This window comes from Gemmobacter fulvus (genome assembly GCF_018798885.1).
Classification (GTDB): domain Bacteria; phylum Pseudomonadota; class Alphaproteobacteria; order Rhodobacterales; family Rhodobacteraceae; genus Gemmobacter; species Gemmobacter fulvus.
Window position 1 is genome coordinate 256,524 of sequence record NZ_CP076363.1, and the last position, 25,298, is coordinate 281,821.

Sequence of the window (25,298 nt, forward strand, 5' to 3'; positions counted from 1 at the left end):
CTGCGCAAACCGCCCTGCCCCACCCCCACCCTGCCCCACCAAGGACACGTCCCATGCTCAACGATCCCCGCTCTCATGGCCTGTGGGAACTGACCGCCCCCGATGCCCCGGCCACGCGGCCGTTGCAGGGCGATGTTCAGGCCGATGTCGTGGTGATTGGCGCGGGCTATACCGGCCTTTCCACCGCGCTGCATCTGGCAGAGCGCGGCCTGTCGGTTGTGCTGCTGGAAGCGGTGGCTCCGGGCTTTGGCGGCGCGGGGCGCAATGTCGGTCTGGTCAATGCCGGCATGTGGGTGATGCCTGAAGCCCTGTGCGCCACCCTGGGCGAGGCCTTGGGCAACCGGTTGATCGACACGCTGGGCGATGGGCCGCGTCAGGTGTTCGAGGTGATCGACCGCCACGGCATCGCCTGCGAGGTGGAGCGGCAAGGCACCCTGCATCTGGCCTGGGGGCAAAAGGGGCTGGCCGATATCACCGAACGCGCCCGGCAGTGGCAAAAGCGTGGCGCGCCAGTGCATCTGCTGGATGCAGCGGAAACCGCCCGCAAGGTGGGCAGCAACGCCTATAGCGGCGCGCTGCTCGATCTGCGCGCGGGCACGATTCAGCCGCTGGCCTATGCGCGCGGGCTGGCCCATGCGGCGCTGCGTCAGGGGGTGCAACTGTTCACCGAAAGCCCGGTGACGACGCTGCGCCGCGATGGCAGCCACTGGCAGGCCATCACACGCGCCGGGTCGGTGCGGGCCAACTGGGTGGTGATGGGCACAGATGCCTATACCACGCATCTGTTTCCGGCGATCCGGCAGCAACAGGTGTTCCTGCCCTATTTCAACCTTGCCACCGAACCGCTGTCCCCGGCGCTGCAGGCCCGGATCCTGCCCGAACGGCAAGGCTGCTGGGACACGCGCGAGATCCTGTCCTCTTACCGTTTTGATCAGCGCGGGCGGCTGGTGTTCGGCTCGGTCGGCGCGCTGCGGCGCGGTGGGGCGGCGGTGCATCGCAACTGGGCCAAGCGCGAGATGCGCAAGCTCTGGCGCGATCTGGGGCCGATCCGGTTTGAAGCCGAATGGTATGGCCAGATCGGCATGACGGCGGACAATCTGCCCCGCTTTCATCAGCTGGATCAGAACATTGTCACCATCTGCGGTTATAACGGGCGCGGCATTGCGCCGGGCACGGTGTTCGGCCGCCTGCTGGCCGCCCATGTCGCGGGCGAGATGCGCGCGGAAGACATGCCCTTGCCGGTTTCGGCCCCGAAGCCGATCAGCGCCCTGCCCCTGCGCGAGGCCTATTATGAATTCGGCGCGCAGATTGCGCATCTGGCCGGTGCGCGGTTCTGACCCCGCGCCACCTCAGCTCAGCTGCAACCCGCCCATGAAATCGAGGAAGGCGCGCAGGGCGGCGGTCATGTTCTTGCGCGTCGGGTAGACCAGATTGACCGGCACATCCGGCAGGCTGTAGTCGGCCAGCACCGGCACGAGCTGCCCGCTGCGTAGCTCTTCCTCGATCAGGAATTCCGGCATGAAGGCCAGGCCCTTGCCCGCCACGGCGGTGGCCCGGATGATGTCACCGTTATTGGCGGAAAAGCTGGGATGGATCTTCTGATAGGTGATCTCGTTGCCGATCTGGAACGGCCAGGTGCCACTGCCGCGCATATTGGTATAGTGCAGGCAGCGATGCGCGGCCAGTTCAGCGGGTTTCAACGGCACGCCATGCTGCGCCAGATACGCCGGTGCGGCAACGATATGGATGCGCGCGCCATGCAGCCGCCGCACCACCAGACTGGAATCGTCGAGATCGCCGATGCGGATGGCCGCGTCGAAACCATCCCCGATCAGATCAGAGCATTTGTCATCCAGCACCGCCTCCAGCTGCACATCGGGATAGTCTTCCATGAACTGCACGATATGCGGTTGCAGCACCTTCATCGTATAGGCGATGGGCGAGCCGATCTTCAGCGGGCCTGCAATATGGCTTGAGGTGCTGCGCACCGCCTCGTTGGCCTGCTCCAACTTGTCCAACACATCCTTGACCTTGGTGTAATATTCCACGCCAAGCGCCGTGGGCCGCACCGAGCGGGTGGAGCGGGTCAGAAGCCGCGCCCCAAGGCTGGTTTCCAGATCCGCTATGTATTTGCTGGACATGCTTTTCGAGATGCCCATGCGGCGCGCGGCAGCGGCAAAACTGCCTTCGTCGACGATGTGAAGATAGGTCTGAAGGATGGTCGTATCCACGGGGTGGCTCCGGGTCTTGGGCGCAGCACGGACTGGCTGGTCCATGGGGATACACCCCAAGGCCAGCGATTTGCCAGTAACATTCTGGTATGTCAGGCTTCCCCAGCAGCACAGGGGATCTGGCCGGACCGATCAAAAGCGGCGCATCAGCCCTTGGCCTGAAGGAATTGCGCAATCCGGCTCAGTTCCTCGGGGCGCACCTCATGCCCACCGTCATGCAGCGCCAGATCGGTCTGGCTGCCCTGTGCGGTGAAATAATCGGCCAGCGCCTTAGTCAGCGGCAAGGGGCAGATCGGGTCGCGCTTGCCCGCCGTGATCAATACGGCGGTCTTTGCAAGCCCCGCAGCAGGCTCCGGCGTCCAGGGGATCAGCGGGTGCATCAGCACCACCCGGTCAAACAGACCGGCGGCCCCAAACAGCACCGAGGCCAGAATATTCGCGCCATTGGAATAGCCAAGGCCATAAACCGGCGCTGTGGGATGCGCCGCAGAATGCGCGCGGATGAAGGCGGTCATCTGCACGCTGCGCCGGGCCAGATCCGCCATATCATAGACGCCCTCCCCCGTGCGGCGGAAAAAGCGGTTGGCCCCATGTTCCGAGACATCGCCCCGCGGCGCAATGATGCCCGCCTGCGGCAGCATCTGGTCGATCAGGCCGAAAAACTGATGCTCGTCTCCGCCGGTGCCGTGAAAGGCAAACACCAGAGGCGCATCGCCCACCGGGGCTTTTGCCAGATGCAGATAGCTGGACAGTGCCATGTCAGGCTCCTTTTCTGTGGAAGGCGGCACCCGCCTGCGCGGGTGCCAAAGCTCAATCGACAATCGGCGTCAGCACACGTTCAATCTGCCCGCGCAGATGTTCGTGCTGTTTGGGCAGCTTCAACGCCTCGCCCAGATGCGCCGTGTCTTCATCGCGATCAAAGCCCGGCTCGTTGGTGGCAACCTCGAACAGAACCCCACCCGATGTGCGGAAGTAGATCGCATGGAAATAGTCGCGGTCGATGACCGGGGTCACGTTATAGCCGGTGTCCATCAGCGCCTTGCGCACCTCCAGCTGGGCCGCACGATTTTCTACCGCAAAGGCCACATGATGCACCGAACCTGCGCCTTGCCGGGCAGGCGCAGCACCGGGCAGCACCTCAAGGTCGATCACATCGGCCCCATTGCCGCCCTTGACCGCAAAGCGCGTTACATCGCCCTGCCGGTCCTGCGCCTCATAGCCCATGAAACCCAGCAACTCCGCCATGGCCCCGCCATCGCGCAACCGCATGCTCACGCCGTGAAAGCCATGCACGCCCTCGGCCTGCGGCACCGGGCCACCATCAAAGGCGGGGCGGCTGTCGCCCTCCACCTCGGACAACACAAAGCCCTCGCCATCCGGCCCATGGAAGCGCAAACGTTTCTGGCCAAAAGCTTCATGCGCCGACAGCCCGCTGACGCCATGATTGCCCAGCCGGTCTGCCCAATAGGGCAAGCTGCCTTTGGGCACCGAAAACACGGTCTCCGCCACCTCGCCCGCCCCACGGCGGCCTTTCACGATGTGCGGAAACGGGAAATAGGTCATCACAGAGCCGGGCGCGCCGGTCTCGTCGCCGTAATAGAGGTGATACACATCCGGCGCATCGAAGTTCACCGTTTTCTTCACCCGGCGCAGGCCGAGGGTTTTGGTGAAGAAGCTGTTGTTCTCCTGCGCATCCGCCGCCATCGACGTCACATGGTGCAGGCCTTTGATCTGGCTGAGCATGGGGTGTTCCTTGCAATGGGGCGCTTTGCCCCGGTCCGTTTCGCTTGCAAGGAAGATGGGCTGCCTGAGCCCGAAACAGAATAATCATAATGTGGCATTGTTTATTTCACACAGTACAATAATCGAGCGGTGCCGCAGAAATCATAAAGGCGCCCGCGTGATGCGGGCGCCTGTGGGGCCTTGCGGCCAGAACGCGATCAGCGGTTGCCGCGTGCGTCATCAACGATGCCCGAGGACGGGAATTTGGACACGGTCACGACATCATCGGCAGCTTTGCCCATGCGCGACAGCTCTTTGGTCGAATTCACGGCAGAGGCTTTGACCTCGACTGGGGTGCCTTGGGTGTTTGCAGCGGTCACACCGGCAAAATCGGGACGCTCGCGGCCGCTTTCAAAGCTGGCAGCATTGGCAACACCGGCCACAAGCACAAGGGCGGTAACGGCAGTGGTAAAAAGTTTCATGGTCGTCTCCTGTCTAGGGTTCAGACGCTCGCTGCGTCTTGTGACATGGAGATAGTCGGCTGGGTTGGCCGTGATTAGACCGTCTTTGTCGCATTCTCAGTTCGATGAGGGCGCATATTGTCGGTTTCGTGATCGTCCCGTGAATATCGCATAGAGATATGACACAGGTATGACAGCGGCGCAGATAATGCCTGTCACCTCACCCCAACAGATCGGTTGCCGGATTGTCCGAAATCTCGACATCCGCATAATAGCGTTGCGCCTGTATGGCCGAACGGTGCAGCGACAGCTGCATCGCTGCCGCCAGCGGTGCCCCGTCCAGCGCGGCCTGCGTCAGAAAGCCCGCGCGCAGCCCATGCGCGGTGGCGTAATCGGCGGGCAGACCCGCGAGTTGCAGCCGGTGTCGCAGGATCACCCGCATCGCATCGGGGGCCAGCCTGCGCGGCAAGACCCGCCCTGCCCGGCTGATTGGCCGGAACAGCGGCCCTTCCTCAATTTGTGTCGCCTGAATCCAGCCGATCAAGGCGCGTGCTGCGCGACCCTTGAGGGGCAGACGTGGGGCGGCGCTGCGGTCAGTTGTCTTGGTGTCCAGCAAGCGCAACCAGATCACACCTTTCGCATCAAATTCGCCCAGCTCGATGTCTTCACGATACAGCGCCACCACTTCGCTCCGCCGCCGCCCGCCCGATGCAAAGGCAAGGCTGAGCATCGCCCGATCCCGCAGCCCGCGCAGGCTGTCGTCACAGCTTGCCAGCACCTGCTCCAGTACGGCACGGGTGATCGGGCGCGGCGACTTTGGCACTCGCGGACGCGCCACGGCCCGGCGCGCCTTGATCCGCGCCTGCGCCACCAGCGGAGCCTCGAACGGCGAGGCGAGGTTTTTCATCCGGTGAAAGGCGCGCCAGCTGGCGATACGCCGGTCCAGCGTGGCGGCTGCCGGGCAATCAAGGCTGCGGCGCAAACCTGCGGCCATCAGCGCCTCGGCGGTCTGCCGCGCCGGGTTGGCCGCACCGCCCGCCAGATCAACCGAATGATCGAGGATGAAGCGCAGCGCCACCCGCTCGCTTTCCGGCCACACCAGCGGCGCATCAAAGGCGGCTGCCTTCCAAGCGGTAATATAGGCCAGATCCCGCTCCCACGCGCGGAGCGTATTGGCAGGGGTGCCACGCCGATACAGTTCGGTCAGCGCAGCCTCGTCCTCGGCGGCCAATGTGGTGGGCAACAGTCCAGCCGGCCCCATCATGGCATCCCCCTGCCCAAGGGACATCCAATTGATCTGCCTATGGTTTTCAGAATTGCCAATTGGCAATTACCGCTTCTGATACTGCGCGGCAAGAAACGCATCCAAAGCCGCGCGCAGGGCCGCCTCTGGCATGGATTCCTTGAATTCCAGCAGAACCTTCCCAGCCCTGCGCCGCATCTCCAGCCCCGGCGCCTTGGGATCGGGGCGGAACATGGTGCTGCTGCGTGCCGGCCGCGGGCCCTCTGCCGCAGCCTTAAGCCGGGCAACCACCGTGGGCGCCAGCACCGGCGCAATCTTGCCCTGACGCGCCAGCGCCTGTTCCCCCGCCAGCTTTGCCGCCGCCGCAAGAACCGCACCCGCCGTAGCGTCATCACTCAGCAACGGGCGCAGGGTCCGGGCGTGCAATTCGCGCAGATCGCGGATCGACGCAAAGGCCGCCACAATCGCGGGCGGCAGTTCGGCCAGTTTGAGGTAGCGCGACAACCACGCTTCCGAAACCTCCAGCCGCTCGGCCATCGCCTTTTGACTGCCGCCGTAATAGTGATCCAGCGCCCCGGCATAATCGCGCGCCCGCTCCAGATCCGAAATATCCTCGCGGTCGCGGTTTTCCAGATCGGCCAGGCGGAAGGCCTCTTCATCCGTCAGATCACGCACTTCGATCAGATAGCGGAACTGCGGATAGTTATGCGCCTTGAGCCAGGTGACGGCGAAATGCCGCCGCGCGCCGCAGATCACCTCATATTCCGCGCCGTCCTGCCGCGCAGGTGCGCCCGCGGGCAGACGCCGCACGACCGCCGGAAACTCCTGCCGCCCCTGCGCCCGCATCGACGAGATCAGGTCATCGCAGTTTTCCGGCGTCAGCTCGGCATAGGCGCGGTTGTGGCGCGCCCACATCACGCAGACCTCCGGTTCGACCCAGCGCAGCAGCTTCTCCTCCCGCTCGCCGCTTTCTGCCAAAGCGTTGGAGCGTTTCAGAAACCGCGCCCCGCCCCGGTCATCGCTGATCGGTTTGGCGTCGATGCCTTTCAGCACATCGTCAAAAATCGCGTCATGGCGTTTGCTCACAGCAGGCCCTCCTTGCGCAATGCCTTGTGATGGCTGGGCCAGCACTTGCGGATCAAAAGCTCCACCTCGCGGCCCACGGCATCCAGATAGGCCCGGCAGCGGCGATGGGTTTCGGTGCGGGTCGCGGCCCCGGTCAGTTCGTAAACCGTGGCCAGATTGGCGGTTGCATTGTCGATTTCCGCGCTGTCCTTCAGCACGGCCTGAAGCATGTCCTGCGGGAATACCGCATCCATCATGCGTTTGATCGCGAGATGCGCCGATTTCTGATCGTTCATCTTGGAGGCCAGGATCTTGACGAAATGATAGCTGCGTTCGCCGCCATGCCGCGCCAGTTCTGCCGACGTGGTTTCCAGCATCTTGAGGAAATGGGCGGTAGAGCCGAAATCAATGTTGTTCGGGGGTGCCGGGATCAGCAGCGCATTGGCGGCCCGCAGCACCGACAGCGACAACATGCCCAAGGCTGGCGGCGGATCCAACAGGATGATGTCGAACTGATCCTCGATTGTCTGAATACCCTCGCGCAGGCGATCCAGAATGAACGCCGGTTCGCGCGCCATGCGCGCGGCAAACTCATATTCGGCATCATAGAGACCAAGGTTGGCCGGAATGATCGCGATGCCCGGCCAATAGGTGGCGCGCAGCGCGTAATGCAGGGTTTTCGGCCCACCATAGCGGAAGAATGGATAGAGCGTTTCTTCGTCTTCGTCGATGTCGACATCCGGGTTCAGGCCGAATGTCGCGGTGGTGCTGGCCTGGCTGTCACAGTCGATCACGCAGACGCGGTAGCCCTTCAGCGCGAAATACTGTGCCAGATGGCACACGGTGGTCGATTTGCCGACACCGCCCTTGAAGTTCTGCACCGCCAGAACCAGAGCCGGATCTTCTGGCGCGCGATGCGGCAAGGTGCCGAAGGTTTCGCGCATCCGGTTCACATCGGCCAAGGTATAACCAAGCCTGCGGCTGGTTTCGCCATCCTTCTCGGGTTCGGGCAAGCGGCCATCCGCCTCCGCATCCCGGATCGCCTTGTCGGTGCGGCCAGCCATTTCGGCGGCGGTGCGCACATTGAAGCGCAGATCCAGTTCCTTTTGTGTGCCGGGGGCAAAGACACGCTCGCGTAGCCGTTCAATAACGGTGGAAGCGCGGCGGCTGAGATTGGTAAGCTCGTCCAAAGAGACGAGTGGCAAAGCGGGGGTGTTCATCTGAAGCTCCGGCGGAGATCGCTGCGGGAATCATGGCGCATGATGGTGATAAGGTAAAGTTCGGAATTCGTGGGGTATGGCCTGGAAAACGGGAAGTATGGCCCCTGATGCTGCCTGAGTGGTTTTTGGGGGCATCTTGCGGGATTGTGCAACATGCGGCTGCCGTGACGAGCCATTGCCACCCAATTTGTAAGCGAGTTCCGAAGGCGTGACAGTGGGAGGTCGCACAAATCCACAAAACTCAAATCAGAAAAACCGATCTTGGGTTCAGATTCTTATCTGTTCACAGTTCATCAGCGCTAGAGCCGTGTTTTTAATAGAAGAACAGCTCCTTTCCCTTACAGAGCGGGATGGCTTTGCTTACGAAGCGGGTGCAAAGCCTTACGTTGCGGGGCGGCGAAGCTTACGATTCGGGATGCGGGCGAAAGCTTACTTCTTGGGAAGGGTCGCCAAATCGCGAATCGGCGGAAAAATTTCCCTTTAACCTCAACGCCTTGCGAATCGCATATTGCCTCCCCACCGATTCTATCCTTACGTTTTGGGCGCAACACCCGGGATCCGCGCCAGATCGCTTGATCGCTTACGTCCCTTGCGATACAAATGTAAGGCACCCAGGGTAGGACTTTCGCGCAGATGGTGGACAAGACATACCGCACGATTGACGCGCGGCCAAATGCAGAAAGTCTGGTGAAACCGGGGGAACTGGTGGATCTGGTCGAAGTGACGCCGCTCACGCTCAATGACCGGCGCATCTACAACCTGCTGCTGGAAAATGCCTGGGAGGCCATCGACAAGCCGGTGACCCATGTCATCGCTAAGGCAGCGTTGCGGGGATCGCACAATTCCAATGACCGCGTCGGGGAAAGCCTTGAACGGCTGATGTCGGCCATCGTGCGGGTGGCGGTGATCTGGGATGGGGAACCGGCGATCGAACGGGTGCAGCTTCTGGGTGGCAATCTGGAAAGCGCCCGCGGCGACGGGTTGGTGGAATATGAAATCCCGGCCCGGCTGCGCAAGATCATTGGCAACTCGGCGGTTTTTGCCCGGCTTCAGCGCGAGGTCATGTTTGCGCTGTCGTCGAAATATGCGCTGACCCTGTATGAGATGGTGCAGAAGCGCGGCAATCTGCGCTGGAAAGCGTCGGAGAAATTCACCATCGAGGCGCTGCGCTCCATCCTCGGGGTACCCAAAGGCAAGCTCACCACCTGGTCGAACCTGAAGCTGCGGGCGCTGGATCCGGCGGTCCGCGAGGTTTCGGTTCTGTCTGATTACATCGTGGAGATTGACGCAATCAAGACGGGCCGGGCGGTCACCCATGCCGAGTTGCGCTGGTGGCGCAAGGATGGCGATGCGACCGGGGCCGCGGATCGGGAGCTGCAATTCTCGAAGGTGGGCCGTCGTCAGCGCGTTGCCGCAAAGACCGAGCCGGTCGCCGCGCCCCCATCTGCGCCGCCGCTGCGCGCCCGCCCGGCCTGGCTCGACAGCCGGGGTGCCGCCCTGCGCACCGAAACCTATGAAACCGCCCGCCTGCGCTTTCCCGGCTATGACATCTATTTCGTCGAGGGCGAATGGCGGTCCTGGGCCAGTGGCAAGCCCCCGGCCGAGGATGCAGACCGCGCCTTTCTGGCGTTCTTCCGCAAGTTTGCCGAGGCAAATCCGCTGTAATTGCCAATTGGCAATTCGGCCTTTACCTTGAAATCCAAAGACTTCGGCGCTTGCCAGACAAAAACGCCCCCGGCACCTTTCAGGTCCGGGGGCGCAACAGAACGGCAGCAGATCAGAACACAAAATCCGCCGACGTGAGGGTCAGGCTTCCGTTCAGCGAGATCACCACATCTGCAATATTATCTGCATCGGTATGTGCCTCAATGAAGGTTGTTCCGTTCTGCACAAAGCTGCGCACGGTGCCCGCCCCGCTGCCGAACTGCACGAAGCTGAAGGCCTGATCCCCGGCAATGGCGCTGTTGGCGTCGATCAGCGACAGGTCGATATCGTCAATGCCAACCGCGAAATCGGCGATGCGATCAAAGCCGCCTGGCACGTTGACGGAATCGGCGGTGCTGACGAAGACGAAATCATCGGCCCCGGCCTCGCCCGTCATCACATCGGCCCCGCTGCCGCCGATCACCGTATCGTCACCCGTGCCGCCGCGCATCAGATCGGCCTCGGCCCCACCTTCAAGCCGGTCATTTTCGGTGCCGCCGTTCATCGTGTCGGTGCCATTGCCGCCGATCAACACATCCGCCCCGGCATCGCCGTTGAGCACGTCATTGCCATCATCGCCCGACAGCAGATCGTCCTGCGTGCCGCCCGAGAGCGTATCGTTCTCGCTGCCGCCTGACAGCGTGTCATTCTCGGACCCGCCATCCAGCAGATCGGCCCCACCTTCGCCCGACAGTCGGTCTGCGCCAACCTCGCCAAACAGGCGGTCTGCATCGAGCCCGGTGCCGCCGGTCAGCACATCATTGCCGGTGCCCCCGCGCAGGCTGTCGATGCCGCTGCCGCCGTCCATCGTGTCATTGCCATCGCCGCCGCTCAGGGTGTCATTGCCCTCGCGCCCAGCGATCCGATCCGAGCCGTTGGCTCCGTTCAGGGTGTTTGCGAAGGTATCGCCGCTGATCGCATCGGCGTTGGAGGTGCCGCTGACCGTCTCGAACCCGGTAAAGCGCGTGCTGCCAAAGGTACCTGCCGCCATGTCGATGGTGTTGAAGCTGCCAAAGATCTGGAACCGCTGGCTCAGCCCGGCAAAATCCACTGTGTCGGTGCCAAAGCCGCCGCGCAGCGTATCGATGCCGGTATCGGCAAACACCGTGTCATTGCCGTTGCCACCATCCACGAAGTCATTGCCTGCACCGCCGCGCAGCTGATCGTTGTCATCGCCGCCTTGCACCTCGTCGTTTTCGCTGCCGCCATCCATCGTGTCATTGCCGCTGCCGCCGAACAGCCGGTCGGCCCCGGCATCGCCAAACAGCTGATCGGATTCGGTGCCGCCATCCAGCAGATCGGCATCTGCGCCGCCGCGCAGCGTATCGGTGCCGGACGACCCGATCAGGGTGTCAAAGCCGATGCCGCCCAACAAGCTGTCATTGTTGCTGCCGCCGTCCACCCGGTCCGATCCGTCGCCGCCGTCCATCGTGTCATGGCCGGTGGAGCCGCTCAGAACGTCATTGCCACCCAGGCCCGCCATCACATCATTGCCGCCGAGGCCGTTCATCACATTCGCAACGCCATTGCCGGTCAGCGTGTCCGAGAAGGCGCTGCCGGTCAGGTTTTCAACATTGCGGATGATATCGCCGGCAGCATGGCCGCCGAACTGTGCGGTGGTGCGCGACAGGCTGACATTCACCCCTGCGGTGGAGGATTGATAGGTCACCAGATCGGTGCCGGTGCCGCCATCCAGCGTATCGCTGCCTTCGCCGCCATGGATGGTGTCATTGCCGGCATCGCCAAAGATCTGGTCATTGCCCGATCCGACAAAGGCGGTGGCCAGATCAAAGATCACGTCATTGTCGTCGCCGCCAGATACGGTGTCATTGCCGCCATGGGCGTAGATCGTGTCATTGCCATTCAGCCCGGCGATATTGTCACCAAAGACCGAGGTGCTGCCGTCGGTCACTTCAAAATCGGAATTGCGGGTGCCGTCGCGGCGGAAAAGGGATACCATTGCAGTGCTCCTGTGGAATGTTGCGGCAGCCGGAAGTGGCTGCGTAGACCCACCATGGGCTGTCAGCGGCGCGTGCGCTGTTCCCGGTGGAACAGGGTTGCGGCGCGGCGCGGTTGCGCGCAGGTTGAGGCCGTATTCGCCATGCGGAGATGGATCACCATGCAGACCCCGCGCCCGGCCTTCTGGCGCTCGTTCGATCTGTTTGCCGGGCTGTCGGCCGAGGTGCTGGCGCGGCTGTCGGCCATTGCCGTGCGGCGCGACTGGCAGGCGGGCGAGGTGCTGTTTCAGCGCGGCGATCCCGGCACGCATATGGTGGCGCTGGCCGAGGGCAGGGTGAAGCTGACCCTGCTGACCCCACAGGGGCGCGAGTTGATCCTGCGCCATGCGGAAGGCGGCGATACTCTGGGCGAGTTTGCCCTGATGGATGGTGAACCCCGCTCTGCGGCGGCAACGGCGGTTGCGCCCACGCTGGGCTGGCTGCTGGATGGCCGCCGCTTTGCCGCATTGGCCGAAAGCGATCCGGCTGTGGGCATCGCTGCCGCCCGTTATTTCTGCCGCCGCTTGCGCGAAACAACAGATCAGCTGGAAAGCATCGCGCTTTATCAGCTGGAGGCGCGGCTGGCGCGGTTTTTCCTGTTTACGTTACGTCAGCTTCATGGGGCAGAGGTGCCGCCGCAGGCGGTGTTGCGGCTGGAAATCTCGCAGGGGGAACTGGCGTCGGTGCTGGGGGCCAGCCGCCCCAAGGTCAACCGTGCGTTGCAGGCGCTGCTGGAAATGGCGGCGCTGCGGCGCGAGGGTGATGCGTTCCTGTGTGATGTCAGCCGCCTCGCCGCTGCCGCCGATCCGGTGGCGTAAGATGCAGCGACAGGGCGGCGCAATCGCGGTTCTTGGGCTGAGCCTGCTGCTGGCGGCGCTGTTTCTGGCGCAACCTGCCGGGCTGGTCCGGTGGCAGGAGGCGGTGTTTGATCGCCTGATCCGGGCGCTGCCGCGAGGGGCGGTTGCGGATCCGGTGGTCGTGGTGGATATCGGCGCGCTGGATGAGGCGGGCCGCCCCTGGGACCGTGTGGCGACGGCGCGGTTGATGGTCCGTGTCGCGCAGGCACAGCCGAAGGTGGTTGGCGTCGATATGGTGTTTTCGGGTGCCTGCGACGATCCGGCCAATGCGGCGCTGGCCCATGCCTTCGCCCAAGCGCCCACCGTGCTGGGGTTTCTGCTGACGGATGCGCCAACGCCGCCCTTGCCCGGCTCCAACCTCGCGGTGGCAGAGGGCGCAGCGCTCTGGCCTGCTGCGGGGGCCGAGGGCCCCTGTGCGGCCTTTGCGGCGGCGGCGGCAGGCGTCGCTTCGGTCGCGTTACCCGGCGATGCGGATGCACGGGTGCGGCGCTTGCCGGTGGGCGTCGTGGTGGCTGGTGTCGCCTATCCGTCCTTGCCGGTCGAAGTGGCGCGCCGCGCGGCAGGTTTTGGGCCAGCCCTGGCCGGGCCAGATTGGCTGCGGCTTGGGCCGCAGATGTTTCCGGCAGAGGCGGGCAGCTTGCGCTTTGTGCCGACGGGGCCGGAGGTCTGGGCCGCGCGCCGTGTGGCCGCCGAGGATGTTCTAACCGGGGCAGGGGTGCGCCTGTCGGGCGCGGTGGTGTTGATCGGCTCCGGCCTGCCGCAACGGGGCGGGTTGCGGCCCACGGCAGCGAGTCCGGTTGCCCCCTCGGTGCAGATCACCGCCGATCTGATCGAGGGGCTGCAAGCGGGCAGGGTTCCCCAGCGCCCCGATTTCAGCCCGATGCTGGAGGCGGGGTTTGTGCTGCTGGCCGGATTTCTGGGTCTTGGTCTGATGCGGCGCAGCACGCCGGGCAGAGGAGCTGCCGCAGGGATGGCGGCGGTGGTGCTCTGGGGGGCTGTCGGCGCCATCGCTTACATATCGGGTGGCTGGTTGCTCGATCCGCTGGGCCCGGCGCTGGCCACAGCCGCGGTGCTGCTGCTGGCGCTGCTGGGCAAGGCGGTGACGGCGGCGCGGGCAGAACGCGCCTTGCGCCTGCGCATGGGGCAGGTCTTGCCGCCCGCCTTGGTTAGCCGCATTGCGGCACAGCCCGCCCTGATGCGGCTGGAAGGCGAAGCGCGCGAGGTGACGGCGCTGTTCACCGATATCGAGGGCTTCAGCCTTGCCACCCGGGCGCTGGGGCCGCGTGATCTGGTGGCGGCGCTCGATGCCTATTTTACCCTCACCTGTGCCATCGTGCTGAAACATGGCGGCATGGTCGACAAGCTGGTGGGGGATTCGATCCATGCGCTGTTCAACGCGCCGCTGGATCAGCCGGACCATGCAGAGGCGGCGCTGGCCTGCGCGGCAGAGCTGATCACCGCGACCGAGGCGTTCCGGGCAGGGCAGGGGGGCTTTGGCCGCACAAGGATCGGTATTGAAACCGGGCAGGCGGTGCTGGGCGATGTAGGGTTTGGCGGCAAGATTGATTACACCGCGCATGGCGATGCGGTGAACCTTGCGGCGCGGCTGCAAGACGCGAACAAAAGCTTCGGCACCCAGATCTGCATCGGGCCGGGCACGGCGGCGCGTGTTGGCAATCTCCGCCCCTTGGGCGAGACGGAGATCCGGTCTTTCGGGCGGCTGGCGTTATTTACGCTGCCTTAAACCTCGACGGCGATCTGCCCCATCGGATGCGAACAGCAGGCGAGGATATAACCTTCGGCAATGTCATCATCCGAAATGCCGCCATTGTGCACCATATGCACCTCGCCTGCGGTTTTCTTCACCTTGCAGGTGCCGCACAGGCCAAAGGTGCAGCCCGAAGGAATGTTGAGGCCGGACCGTTTCGCCACCGCCAGCACGGTATCGGTTTCGCCGCAGGCCACAGTCAGCCCCGAGGCGCTGAAGGTGATCTCGGCCTTGGCACCTTCTTCGGGCGACACATCGTTGATCACCGGGGCCTCGGCCTCGGTCGACACCGGCGCGCCAAAGCTTTCCTGATGGTAATGCGCCATGTCGAAGCCGATGGAGGTCAGCATTTCGCGCACCCCCTGCATGAACGGCTCCGGCCCGCAGCAGAACACCTCGCGGTCCAGATAATCGGGGGCCATCAGCCCCAGCATGATCTGGCTCAGACGGCCCTTGTAGCCGGGCCAGGCGCGGAAGGCATCGGTCTCTTCCACGGTAAAGCGCAGCTGCAATCCGGGCACGCGGTTGGCAAACTGTTCCAGCCGTTCCCGAAAGATGATTTCCGACGGGCGTTTGGCGGCATGCACGAACACGATGTCGGGCATTTCGCCCGAATCCCAGGCCCAGGTCGTCATCGACATCATCGGCGTGATGCCCGATCCGGCCGAGATGAACAGGTATTTTTTCGCCGGGGCGCGGTGAAAGCTGAAAATCCCGGCAGGGCCAAAGGCCTTGATCTTCATGCCGGGTTTCAGGTTGTCCAGCATCCAGCGCGTGCCGATCGAAGTGACCTGCGCCTTGACGGTGATCGAGATCGACAGCGGGCGCGAGGGCGACGATGAGATCGTATAGGTGCGCTGCACATTGCCGCCGGGCACAGGAATGTCGAGCGTGATGAACTGCCCCGGCTGATAGTCGAACCACGCGCCCGAGGGCGCGCGGAAGGTGAAGGTGGCGGTATCATCGGTCTCCGGCACCACCATGGCACATTCCAGCAGCTCGCTGTCATTCCATGGCGCGGCAGACCAGTTCATGCGGTTCTTGCCCATGCGCTTACTCCGCCGCCAAGGCGGGCTTGGGGGCCAGCCGTTTGCTCATCACGTTGCAATACCAGTCGACGAACTGGATCACGCCCTCTTCCTGAATGGTGGAATAGGGGCCGGGCTCATAGGCGGGCGACAGGATGCCTTTCTGGTTTTCTTCCACCACCTGACGGTCCTCGTCATTGGTGTTCAGCCAGACGCGGGTCAGCGTTTCCAGATCATAATCCACGCCTTCCACCGCATCCTTGTGCACCAGCCATTTGGTGGTGACCTCGGTTTCGGTGGGCGAAATCGGCAGGATGCGGAACACGATGGCATGATCACCAAGGAAATGGTTCCAAGTGTTGGGATAATGGAAGAACAGCAGGCTGCCCGCATCATTGAATGGCATTGCACCCATGCGTTTGGCCACGGCGGCCTTGGTCGACATGGTATAGCTTTCGGCGTTGTTCAGCAGCGGGATCCGGGCCAGACGCCATTGCATGTCGGGGTGGTTCACAAAGCGCGACGGCAGACCGGCCGCTTCGCAGCGTTTCCAGTGATCCAGAATGTCGGGGCTGGCGGAATCCGGGCCTTCCATCGCCGTCATGCGCGGATTGTCGGAATAGGTGCGGCACAGCGAGGGGTGCGAACCGCCACAATGGTAGCATTCGCGGTTGTTCTCGATTACCAGCTTCCAGTTGCCGTTTTCCACGATGGTCGACGAAAACGCGACCTTGGCATCCTTCAGCCCCGAGGGGGCGAGATAGGACATCAGCTTGGGCGCCAGATCGCTGATCGGCGGCGGCACTTCGGCCAGACAAATGAACACCATGCCGCCCAGATCGACGCAATGCACCTTTTTCAGCCCATGCGCGGCGGGATCAAACCCTTCCTGCATGTCACGCGCATAAAGCAGCTTGCCGTCCAGATCATAGGTCCACTGGTGATAGGGGCAGACAAGCTTCGGCGTGGAGCCGGTTTCCTTGGCGCAGAGCCGCTGGCCGCGATGGCGGCACACGTTGTGAAAGGCGCGGATCATGCCATCATTGCCGCGCGTGATGACCAGCGGATAGGCCCCCACTTGCAGCGTGGCAAAGGCCCCCGCCTTGGGCAACTCGCACGAAGGCACGGCAAACAGCCATTCCCGATAGAACACATTCTCAAGGTCCAGGGCATAGACGCCCGGATCACAATAGAGGGCTTGCTCCAACGCATAGTCGGGGCGACGCGCAGCAAGGCGCGAGAGGGTCTCGGATTGGCTCAGCATTTGGCACCTCGCTAGGCCCTGCGCCTCCCCGCGCCGGACCGGATCATTCAGTTGCGAGGGGTTGGTGCGGTGCGTCCTGCCTCCTCGCAGGGCCAGCACAGCAAACCCGCCCCCGGCGGTTACGTTCCTGCAAGGCTGGTTTCCGGGCTGGGGGAGCGGGCTTTCCACCCACGCGCGACGCCTTCCCAAGGGACCCCTCAGTGGCTTTCGTCGCGCTCTCCCGTTACCGTTGCGGGGGCAGCGCCGGCTTTGCACCGGCTTCCCAATTCTCCGCTGTTTCCAGCGGCACCTTGCCAGCCAGAACTATCCTGAAAGCGACGGGCACCATGTGCGGATTGCGACATTGCGGCATCCAAAACCGGACAGCGATGCAGATGCCGGGGCGGCGGAATTTGCCGGGTCAGGCGCGGGCAGGCGGTGCGAGCCGTGCCAACTCTGCCGCAGCGTCAATCAGCGGCCCCACCGGGCGGGAATCACACAGCATCACCGCATGGGCGATGGCCTGTCCGGGCTGCGCGCGGCGGGTGTGATGCAGCACATGCAACAGCAGCTGTTCGGGCTTGGTCAGCACGGCGGCGCAGCCTGCGCAGAACGGGTTGGAATAGCGGAACCCGTCCGACCGCGAAATCGCCATGACATGCACCATCTGCACGACGGCGGCGCAGATCCTGTCGCCCTGGATCGGGCCGAACTGCACCCGCGCGGCATCTTGCGGCTCCATCACCAGGGGCGGCAGGTTCTGCGCCATCTGGGCGAAGACAAGCCGCATCACATCCAGGCATTGCCGTTCGAACAGATCAAAGACGGCATCGCTCAGCAGCGATTCGCTGGGGCCGGGTGTGCCGCAGCGGCGGGTCTGGCGGGTGGAATATGTCATGTCTGGCCTCGCGCAAAGGGCACCGCGCCGCAGCCGAGGGAGGGGGCGCGCGGTGCCGAGTGTATGAATCTGCCTCGGTCCTTCGGCTTCTGTGGCCGCCTGTCGACACTGGGTGATAATTTCTTACTAAAACAGTATGGAATGTCAAGTGCCGGAATACACGACCCGTTGCCGGGCGTCAGTTTCGCGGCATTGCAGCATCACAGTCACAAAACCGTGGCATGGCGATGCGACACAGGGTCGACCGCAGCCTTCTGTGAGCTTTGCCCATGCCCCGTCCCGCAGCCCCCCGGCATCACCGCAGCCTGTTTCTGTCTGACCTGCATCTGGGGGCGCTTGGCTGCCGCGCCGATCTGATCCGCGACTTTCTGGAAGCGAACAGTGCCGATACCATCTATCTGGTGGGCGACATCCTCGACATCTGGCATCCGCTGACGCTGACCTGGGGCCCGGCGCAGGACCGCATCATCGCCCTGTTGCGCCAGCGCGCGGCTGAAGGGGCGCGGCTGGTCTATCTGATCGGCAATCACGATGCGCCGCTGCGCGGGCCGCAGACGGCCCCGGCGGCGCAGGATCTGCCCGCCGAACTGGCCGAGGCGGTGACGCATCTTGCCGCCGATGGGCGACGTTATCTGGTGCTGCATGGCGATATCTGTGACGCGCGACTGTTGCGCTGGCACATCTGCACCCGTATCGGCAGCCGCATCGACGGGCTGCTGCGCGCGGCGGATCGCGGGCTGCGCCGGGTGCGGCGCAATCTGCGCCCCGAAGACCGCAGCCCGGTCGAATGGCTGCTGACCGCGCTGAATACGGTGCTCTATGCGGGCAAGGCGCATGAGCGGCGCTTGATCGCGCTGGCGCGGGGCAATGGCCATGATGGTGTCATCTGCGGCCATTTCCATGTGGCGGCGCTGCATGGCGACCATGGGCTGATCTATGCCAATTGCGGCGATTGGGTGGATAGTTTCACAGCGATTGCCGAAGACGCCGAAGGGCGCCTGTCGGTGCTGGGCGGGCGCGAAGCTCTGCGGCAGGCCGCAGCCCAGCCCGATCTTCTGGCCGAGGGGGCGGCATAATGCTGGCGCTGGTTCTTGGCGGCGTTGCGGTGCTGATGCTGCTGGCCCATCTGCTGACCGTCTGGCTGGCGTTGCCCCGGTCTGCGAAGCCATCGTCGCATACACCATTGACCCCGATCCTGCTGCTGCGCCCGGTGTGCGGGCTGGACCGTTTCGATCCCGAAACGCTGGCCTCGACGTTCCGGCAGGATCACCCCGACCATGAGGTGATCTTCTGTGCGGCGCGGGCGGATGATCCTGCGGTGCCGGTGGTGCGCGGCCTGATCGCGGCGCATCCGCAGGTGCGCGCCTGTCTGATGATCGGAGAAACGCGGATCAGCGGCAACCCGAAGCTGAACAATCTGGTCAAAGGCTGGCAGGCGCGGGATACCGCATGGGTCGCCATGGCCGACAGCAATCTGCTGCTGCCGCCGGATTACCTGCGCCAATTGGCGCAGACGTGGCACGAGGATCGTGGACAGGGCGCGTGCGGGCTGGTCACCTCGCCTGCCGTGGGCATCCGCCCCGATGGCCTGTGGGGCGCGCTGGAATGTGCCTTTCTGAACACCAATCAGGCCCGCTTGCAACTGGCGGCGGATCGGCTTGGCGTTGGTTTTGCGCAGGGCAAAACGCTGTTCTGGCACCGCGACCAATTGGAGATGGCAGGTGGCTTGCCCGCCCTTGGCCGCAATCTTGCCGAAGATGTTGCGGCCACCAAGGCCGTGCGCGGCTTGGGCCTGCGGGTGCGGCTGACGGCGCGCCCCTTTGCCCAACCCATCGGTGTGCGCGGCTTCGCGCAGGTCTGGGCGCGGCAATTGCGCTGGTCCAAGGTGCGGCGTGACGGTTTCCCGGGCCTGTTCGCGCTGGAGCCGCTCAACGGTGCGCTGATCCCGGCCTTGGCGCTGGTGTCGGCGCTGGCCCTGGCGGATCTGCCGCTGTGGCCCGCGCTGGTCTATCTGGCGGTCTGGTATGGGGCCGAGGCGCTGCTGGCGCGGGCGCAGGGCTGGCCGATGGGGGGGCGTGATCTGCTCGCCTTGCCGCTGCGCGATGCGCTGATGCCGGTGATCTGGGCGGCCACCTTTCGCAGCCGGGGGTTTGAATGGCGCGGCACCGCCCTTGCCCCGCAGGCAGAATGAGCGGCGCATATGTTCACCCCTGACGCCGCGACCCAATTGATCAGCACCTATGGCCTGTGGATCCTCGCGCCCGCAGCGGTGCTGGAAGGGCCCATCGTCACGGTCGTGGCGGCATGGCTGGCCCAGATCGGGCTGCTGGATCTGCGGGCGGTGCTGATCATGGTGGTTGTGGCGGATCTGATCGGCGATGTGCTGCTTTATGCGCTGGGGCGGGGGCTGTTGCCTGCATTGCCGGATCGTCTGCGCGCCCGGCTGGGGTTGGGGCAGGCGCGTCTGGAACGGCTGGCCACGCATTTCAGCAATCATGGCGCGTCGTCGCTGATCCTCGGCAAGCTGACCCATACGGCGGGCGCTGTCGTGCTGGTGGCCGCTGGCATGGCGCGGATGCGCTTTGTCCCCTTCCTTCTGTGGAACACGGCGGCGACGCTGCCCAAATCGCTGGTCTTTGCCGCCCTGGGCTGGAGCCTTGGCGACGCCCATGCCCGGATCGAGGACTGGATCGCCAATGCCTCGCTTCTGCTGCTGTTGGCGATTGTGCCGGTGGTTCTGGTCTGGCTGTGGCGGCGGCGGGTGGTATCATGACGGCGCGCCTGTCCTGCATCGTTCCGGCCTATAACGAGGCGGCGCGTATCGGCGCGGTGCTGGCGGTGTTGGCCCCTCATCCGTTGCTGGCCGAGGTGATCGTGGTAGATGATGGCTCGTCGGACGGCACGGCAGATATGGCGATGCGCCATCCGGTGCGGGTGATCCGGCTGCCGGGCAACCGCGGCAAGACGGCAGCCTTGGCGGTGGGGCTGGCGGCGGCGCAGCACGATGCCGTCATGCTGATCGACAGCGACCTGAGCGGGCTGACGGCGGCGGATGTCACCGCGCTGGCCGCGCCTGTGCTGTCGGGGCAGGCCGATGCCACGATCAGCCTGCGTGGCAATGCGCCGGGCCTGTGGCGCTGGATCGGGCTGGATTACATCTCGGGCGAGCGGGTGTTTTCACGCGCTCTGCTGGCAGGGCAGGGGGAGGTGCTGCGCCGCCTGCCGAAATTCGGCTTCGAAGTGTTTCTGAACGCGATCTGGATCCGGCAGCGGCTTCGGCTTGCCGTGGTGCGCTGGCCGGGGGTGTCGAGCCCCAGCAAGGCGCAGAAGCGCGGCGTGCTGGCGGGGCTCTGGGCCGATGCCGCCATGCTGGCCGATATGGTCCGCACCATCGGCCTGCCCACGGCGCTGCAACAGATCCTCCGGATGCGCGGCGTCAGGGTGTAAGGCCCAGCCCGGCAAAGGCTTCGGCAATGCGGGCCTCACCCCAGCGGGCAACGGCAGAGGGCGCGGCCCCGGCGCTGGCGATATCCACACCCTCGCCCGCCAGCAGCGTGCGGCTGGCCCCGGCGGCTTGCACCACGACGCGCCCGCGTGCCACGAACACGCCGTAAGTGCCCCGGCTTGGCCCGGCAAAAAACCGGGTGCCGCGCACGCCGATCTGCGCAAAGGCGCTTTGCACGGTCAGATCCAGCGGGGGCAGATCATCGGGGCGGTCAAAGACCACGGCCCCGCCGATGCTGATGACGCCGCCCAGATCGGCGGTAAAGCGATCAATGGTGAACTGCGCATCGGGGCCAAGATGGATCTGGGTCTGCGTGAACAGCTCAAGCGTCGCAAGGCTGTCTGCTGCCGTCGCCACCATATCGCCCTCGGTCAGCGGATCGTCGGGGTGCAGGGGATAAGCACCGCCTGTGCGGGTCAGGGTGGCGGTGCCGGTCAGGCTGCGCGTGGTGCCGATCGGCTCTGCCGCCCAGAGCCTGCGCGGCAAGACCGACAGGGCAGGGCTGGCAAGCAGCAGGCGGCGCGTCAGGGCAATGGGCATGGCAACCCCCTTTGATGATCTGCGCCGACCCTATCAGCTGTCGGAGCGGCTGCGAAGTGTCTCAGGGAACAGTCCGGATCGACAGTTTTGTCGACAATATGTGCGCGTGGCCTTTCCAACCGCAGCCCCAAGTAGTTTAACCAGTGTCGGACCAGACCGGATAGACAGCGATGTTCCTTGATACCGCCCTGCTGATCGTGGCCGCCTTCGGGGCGGGTGTGCTGAATACCATTGCAGGGGGCGGCACGTTTCTGACCTTTCCGGCCTTGGTCTTTACCGGCGTTCCGCCGGTGATTGCCAATGCCACCAGCTCGGTTGCGGTGTTTCCGGGCTATCTTGGCGGGGCCATCGGGTTCCGGCAGGAACTGGCGCAGATGAACCGAGCGCAGCTGCTGCGCCTGTCAGCCATCACGCTGGCCGGGGGGCTGTGTGGGGCGCTTTTGCTGATGATCTCTTCCAATGCGGCCTTTTCGGTTGTGGTGCCGTTCCTGCTGCTGGGGGCGACGCTGGCCTTTCTGTTCGGAGATCAGATCCGCAGCTTTGCCGCCGCGCACAGCCGGGGCGTGACGCCGCAAGGGGCGGTGGGCCTGTTCGCGGTCAGCCTCTATGGCGGCTATTTCAACGGCGGGCTGGGCATCCTGCTGCTGGCGCTGTTCTCGCTCTGGGGGATGAGCAATATCCACCAGATGAACGGGCTGAAAAGCGGGCTGTCCTTCCTGCTGACGGCGATTTCGGTGGTGGTCTTTGCTGCCGCCGGGCTGGTGAGCTGGCCACAGGCCATCGTGATGATGCTGGCCTCGACGGCGGGGGGGTACCTTGGCGCGCCACTGGCACGGCGGTTGCCGAAAGCGGTGATCCGCGCGATTGTCGGGCTGATCGGCTTTGGCATGACAGCGGTGTTCACCGCGCGTCTGTTCGCCTGATCGCCCCTCCCGCCGCTGCCTGACCATCTGGTCGAATCTGCATACAAGGCGCATGATGACTTTTGCGGGGTCATCATGTTTTCAGGGGCAGCAAAATTTGCGCAATATGCCAGTTGCTTAGGCGGAATTATTGCTGTCGAAAATATTGTCGACAAAATTATTGACAAAATGGTCCGCAATTCTGACAGTGGAGACAGGACGACAGGCACAGTGCCGCCCCGTCCGCCATCTGCCCGCAAGTTCCGGCATCAGACCGGGAGGAGGCGGGCCTACAACAGGGATCGACCATGACCTTCAAAACCACCCTGCTTGCCGGCGTCGCCCTCGCCTGCCTCGCCACTGCCGGATCGGCACAAACCCTGCGCTGGGGGGCCGCGCGCGACATCAATTCGCTGGACCCGTATTCCTACGGCTCCACCTTCACCATCAGCTTTCTGAACCATGTTTACGAAGGGCTGGTGCGCTACAATTCCAATCTGGAAATCGAACCGGCGCTGGCGACGGAATGGGAAGTGCTGCCCAACAACATCTGGCGCTTCAAGCTGCGTCAGGGCGTGAAATTCCATGATGGCGCGGATTTCACGGCGGATGACGTGGTCACCTCGCTGGCCCGCGTCAGCCATGCCGACAGCCCGCTGAAGGGCAACCTGCCCGCCTATAAATCCGCCACCAAGGTGGATGATTACACGGTCGACATCGAACTGGTCGGCACCTATCCCCTGCTGCTCAATGACCTGACCAACATCCACATGTTCGATGCGGGCTGGCTGAAAGAGCACAATGCCGAAGTCCCGACCGATGTGGCCAAGAAGGTGGAAGGCTATCCGACCTTCAACGCCAATGGCACCGGGCCGTTCAGCGTGGAAAGCCGCGTGCCGGACAGCAAGACCATCCTCGCCGTCAATGACGGCTGGTGGGATACGCCGCAGCACAATCTGAAGCGCATCGAATTCACCCCCATCGCCTCCGAGGCGACGCGGGTTGCGGCGCTGCTGTCGGGCGAGATCGACTTTACCGAAAAGGCCCCGGTGCAGGATCTGCCGCGCCTCGCCGCCGCACCGAATGTCAAGGTGATGGAAGGCAACGAGCTGCGCACCATCATGTTCGGCTTCAATTTTCAGGACAAGCTGCACAATGGCGAGCCGAACCTGTTCAAGGACAAGAAGATGCGCGAGGCCGTCGGGCTTGCCATCGACCTGAACCTGATCCGCGACAAGGTGATGCGCGGCAAGTCGCGGGTGACCGGCACCATGGTTGCCCCGGCGATCCCCGGCTATGATGCGGCCCTGGATACCCCGCCGGTCTATGATCCGGAAAAAGCGGCGGCGATGATCAAGGAACTGGGCGCAGAGGGTTATGCCTTCGAGATCATGTGCTCCAATGACCTCTGGGTGAACGAAGAGGAAATCTGCAACGCGCTGGTGTCGATGCTGACCCGCGTCGGCCTTGCCCCGCGCCTGAACATCGCGCCGAACGCCGTGCAGCAGGTCAAGCTGACCAATGGCGAAGCCGATATGTTCGCCTTCGGCTGGGCCAACGAGCCGATGCTCGACAGCTATTCGATCCTGCTGCAAACCTTCCAGACCAAATCCGACAATGCCGGGGTGTTCAACTGGGGCGGCTGGTCCTATCCTGAAATGGACAAGCTGATCATTGCGGCCTCGACCGAGCTGGACCGCGAAAAGCGTCTGGCGATGCAAAGCGCCGCGCTGAAGATCGTGAAGGACGAGTCGATCATGCTGCCCTTCCACCAGCAGCCGATGGCCTGGGCCACGTCTGACAAGGTGGAAAGCGTCGTGCAGCTTTCGGACAACAAGGGTCGTCACTGGCTGACCCGCATGGCCGAGTGATCGCGCCGGTTTGATCCCTTGCCCGGCGCAACATCGCGCCGGGCCTCCTCATCCACAGGGAGCCAGTAACGTGATTGTTTTCCTTATCAAACGGCTGGCCAACGCGGCGCTTGTCATGCTTGTCGTGGCGCTGATGGCCTTCATGATCTTCCGCTTTGTCGGGGATCCCATTCAGCTCATGGTGAACGAGCAGACAACGCAGGTCGAACGCGATGCGCTGCGCGAGCGGCTTGGCCTGAACGAGTCAGTGGTGATGCAATACCTGCGCTTCGTCGGCAATGCGGTGCAGGGCGATTTCGGGATTTCCTATCGCAACCAGCAAGAGGTGATGAGCCTGATTGCCGAACGCTTTCCGGCCACCATCGAACTGGTGCTGATGGCCACGATCATCTCGCTGGTGGTGGGGGTGCCCTTCGGTGTGATCACCGCGATCCACCGGGGCAAATGGTATTCCGAAGGTTTGCAGTTCCTGTCGATCATCGGCGTGTCGCTGCCCAGTTTCGTGATCGGCATTCTGCTGATCCTGGTGTTCTCGGTCATTCTCAATATTGCACCGGCCTTTGGTCGTGGCGAGGTTGTCAGCATCGGCTGGTGGACCACGGGCCTGCTGACGCCATCGGGGCGGGCCGCGCTGATCCTGCCCTCCATCGCGCTTTCCTTCTATCAGATCACGCTGGTGATGCGGCTGGTGCGCGCCGAGATGCTTGAAGTGCTGCGCTCGGATTTCATCAAATTCGCCCGCGCCCGTGGCGTGCCCGCATGGCGGGTGCATTACAGCCATGCGCTGCGCAACTGCCTGATGCCGGTGGTCACGATGACCGCAATGAACATCGGGGCGCTGATCGCCTTCGCGCTGATCACCGAAACCGTGTTCCAATGGCCGGGCATGGGGCTGCTGTTCATCCAGGCGGTGACCTTTGTCGATATCCCGGTGATGGCGGCCTATCTCTGCATCGTCTCTTTCATCTTTGTCGCGCTGAACACGCTGGTGGACATCACCTATGCGCTGATCGACCCGCGCCTGCGCAATGCCAAGGCCTGAG

General features: G+C 63.9%; 23 protein-coding genes and 1 riboswitch. Of the genes, 11 read left to right on the plus strand and 12 right to left on the minus strand.

All coding sequences use genetic code 11. The features are described from left to right. The first annotated feature begins 53 nt into the window (after positions 1-53). Positions 54-1,337, plus strand: a complete 1,284-nt coding sequence (locus tag KM031_RS19685; protein ID WP_215505576.1) for an NAD(P)/FAD-dependent oxidoreductase — start codon at positions 54-56, stop codon at positions 1,335-1,337. 12 nt (positions 1,338-1,349) lie between these two features. On the opposite strand, the gene KM031_RS19690 is transcribed toward KM031_RS19685, so the two are convergent. The 7 genes from KM031_RS19690 to KM031_RS19720 all read right to left on the minus strand — a co-directional run bounded on the left by KM031_RS19690 (position 1,350) and on the right by KM031_RS19720 (position 7,942). Continuing rightward, positions 1,350-2,231, minus strand: a complete 882-nt coding sequence (locus KM031_RS19690; RefSeq protein ID WP_215505577.1) for a LysR family transcriptional regulator — start codon at positions 2,229-2,231, stop codon at positions 1,350-1,352. Between the two features lie 146 nt (positions 2,232-2,377). Further along, complete coding sequence (locus tag KM031_RS19695) at positions 2,378-2,989, minus strand: alpha/beta hydrolase (RefSeq protein ID WP_215505578.1); 612 nt, start codon at positions 2,987-2,989, stop codon at positions 2,378-2,380. A gap of 52 nt (positions 2,990-3,041) precedes the next feature. Further along, positions 3,042-3,974, minus strand: a complete 933-nt coding sequence (locus KM031_RS19700) for a VOC family protein (protein WP_215505579.1) — start codon at positions 3,972-3,974, stop codon at positions 3,042-3,044. A 197-nt stretch (positions 3,975-4,171) separates the two neighbouring features. Then, positions 4,172-4,435, minus strand: a complete 264-nt coding sequence (locus KM031_RS19705; RefSeq protein WP_215505580.1) for a hypothetical protein — start codon at positions 4,433-4,435, stop codon at positions 4,172-4,174. A gap of 199 nt (positions 4,436-4,634) precedes the next feature. Beyond that, positions 4,635-5,678 carry a tyrosine-type recombinase/integrase gene (locus KM031_RS19710; protein WP_215505581.1) on the minus strand — a complete coding sequence of 348 codons (1,044 nt, stop codon included), beginning with the start codon at positions 5,676-5,678 and terminating at the stop codon, positions 4,635-4,637. Between the two features lie 66 nt (positions 5,679-5,744). Further along, entirely contained in the window at positions 5,745-6,743 is a 999-nt protein-coding gene (locus KM031_RS19715; protein ID WP_215505582.1) for a ParB/RepB/Spo0J family partition protein, read from the minus strand. Further along, positions 6,740-7,942, minus strand: coding sequence for an AAA family ATPase (locus tag KM031_RS19720; RefSeq protein WP_215505583.1), 1,203 nt, complete (start codon positions 7,940-7,942; stop codon positions 6,740-6,742). Before KM031_RS19720 ends, KM031_RS19715 begins: the two co-directional genes overlap by 4 nt. A 633-nt stretch (positions 7,943-8,575) precedes the next feature. Between KM031_RS19720 and KM031_RS19725 the strand changes: the two genes are divergently transcribed. Next, positions 8,576-9,607, plus strand: coding sequence for a replication initiation protein (locus tag KM031_RS19725; RefSeq protein WP_215505584.1), 1,032 nt, complete (start codon positions 8,576-8,578; stop codon positions 9,605-9,607). A 112-nt stretch (positions 9,608-9,719) separates the two neighbouring features. Here KM031_RS19725 and KM031_RS19730 read toward each other — a convergent pair whose 3' ends face one another. Beyond that, positions 9,720-11,606 carry a calcium-binding protein gene (locus KM031_RS19730; protein ID WP_215505585.1) on the minus strand — a complete coding sequence of 629 codons (1,887 nt, stop codon included), beginning with the start codon at positions 11,604-11,606 and terminating at the stop codon, positions 9,720-9,722. 159 nt (positions 11,607-11,765) lie between these two features. Here KM031_RS19730 and KM031_RS19735 point away from each other — a divergent pair, with 159 nt between their 5' ends. Together KM031_RS19735 and KM031_RS19740 are read left to right on the plus strand one after the other, a co-directional pair. Beyond that, complete coding sequence (locus KM031_RS19735; RefSeq protein ID WP_215505586.1) at positions 11,766-12,461, plus strand: Crp/Fnr family transcriptional regulator; 696 nt, start codon at positions 11,766-11,768, stop codon at positions 12,459-12,461. Position 12,462: 1 nt separating this feature from the next. Then, positions 12,463-14,244: a CHASE2 domain-containing protein gene (locus KM031_RS19740; protein ID WP_215505587.1), complete on the plus strand. Its 1,782-nt coding sequence runs from the start codon at positions 12,463-12,465 to the stop codon at positions 14,242-14,244. Here the strand turns inward: KM031_RS19740 and KM031_RS19745 are convergent. From KM031_RS19745 to KM031_RS19755, 3 genes are all read right to left on the minus strand, one after another. After that, the gene (locus KM031_RS19745; RefSeq protein ID WP_215505588.1) at positions 14,241-15,317 is read right to left on the minus strand and encodes an FAD-binding oxidoreductase; all 1,077 of its coding nucleotides are present in this window, start codon (positions 15,315-15,317) and stop codon (positions 14,241-14,243) included. The two genes, KM031_RS19740 and KM031_RS19745, sit on opposite strands and share 4 nt — an antisense overlap. 4 nt (positions 15,318-15,321) lie before the next feature. Next, entirely contained in the window at positions 15,322-16,560 is a 1,239-nt protein-coding gene (locus tag KM031_RS19750; RefSeq protein ID WP_215505589.1) for an aromatic ring-hydroxylating oxygenase subunit alpha, read from the minus strand. A 116-nt stretch (positions 16,561-16,676) separates the two neighbouring features. Then, a riboswitch (cobalamin riboswitch) is annotated at positions 16,677-16,868 on the minus strand. 92 nt (positions 16,869-16,960) lie between these two features. Next, a complete protein-coding gene (locus tag KM031_RS19755; RefSeq protein ID WP_215505590.1) occupies positions 16,961-17,437 on the minus strand; it encodes a hypothetical protein in 477 nt (158 codons plus the stop codon). 269 nt (positions 17,438-17,706) lie between these two features. Here KM031_RS19755 and KM031_RS19760 point away from each other — a divergent pair, with 269 nt between their 5' ends. Genes KM031_RS19760 through KM031_RS19775 form a run of 4 tightly spaced genes read left to right on the plus strand, consistent with a single transcriptional unit; the run spans position 17,707 to position 20,884 of the window. Further along, a complete protein-coding gene (locus KM031_RS19760) occupies positions 17,707-18,513 on the plus strand; it encodes a UDP-2,3-diacylglucosamine diphosphatase (protein ID WP_215505591.1) in 807 nt (268 codons plus the stop codon). Then, positions 18,513-19,628, plus strand: a complete 1,116-nt coding sequence (locus KM031_RS19765; protein ID WP_215505592.1) for a ceramide glucosyltransferase — start codon at positions 18,513-18,515, stop codon at positions 19,626-19,628. The genes KM031_RS19760 and KM031_RS19765 overlap by 1 nt, the downstream gene beginning before the upstream one ends. Before the next feature lie 9 nt (positions 19,629-19,637). Further along, the gene (locus KM031_RS19770) at positions 19,638-20,210 is read left to right on the plus strand and encodes a DedA family protein (protein ID WP_215505593.1); all 573 of its coding nucleotides are present in this window, start codon (positions 19,638-19,640) and stop codon (positions 20,208-20,210) included. Then, the gene (locus tag KM031_RS19775; protein WP_215505594.1) at positions 20,207-20,884 is read left to right on the plus strand and encodes a glycosyltransferase family 2 protein; all 678 of its coding nucleotides are present in this window, start codon (positions 20,207-20,209) and stop codon (positions 20,882-20,884) included. The genes KM031_RS19770 and KM031_RS19775 overlap by 4 nt, the downstream gene beginning before the upstream one ends. Here the strand turns inward: KM031_RS19775 and KM031_RS19780 are convergent. Then, positions 20,874-21,482, minus strand: a complete 609-nt coding sequence (locus KM031_RS19780) for a FecR family protein (protein ID WP_215505595.1) — start codon at positions 21,480-21,482, stop codon at positions 20,874-20,876. The genes KM031_RS19775 and KM031_RS19780 overlap by 11 nt on opposite strands. A gap of 170 nt (positions 21,483-21,652) precedes the next feature. Here KM031_RS19780 and KM031_RS19785 point away from each other — a divergent pair, with 170 nt between their 5' ends. The 3 genes from KM031_RS19785 to KM031_RS19795 all read left to right on the plus strand — a co-directional run bounded on the left by KM031_RS19785 (position 21,653) and on the right by KM031_RS19795 (position 25,297). After that, positions 21,653-22,405: a sulfite exporter TauE/SafE family protein gene (locus KM031_RS19785; protein WP_215505596.1), complete on the plus strand. Its 753-nt coding sequence runs from the start codon at positions 21,653-21,655 to the stop codon at positions 22,403-22,405. 287 nt (positions 22,406-22,692) lie between these two features. After that, positions 22,693-24,255 (plus strand): ABC transporter substrate-binding protein, encoded by a 1,563-nt coding sequence (locus KM031_RS19790; protein ID WP_215505597.1) that lies wholly within the window; start codon positions 22,693-22,695, stop codon positions 24,253-24,255. Positions 24,256-24,325: 70 nt separating this feature from the next. Then, positions 24,326-25,297 (plus strand): ABC transporter permease, encoded by a 972-nt coding sequence (locus KM031_RS19795; RefSeq protein ID WP_215505598.1) that lies wholly within the window; start codon positions 24,326-24,328, stop codon positions 25,295-25,297. The last annotated feature ends 1 nt before the right edge of the window (position 25,298 follow it).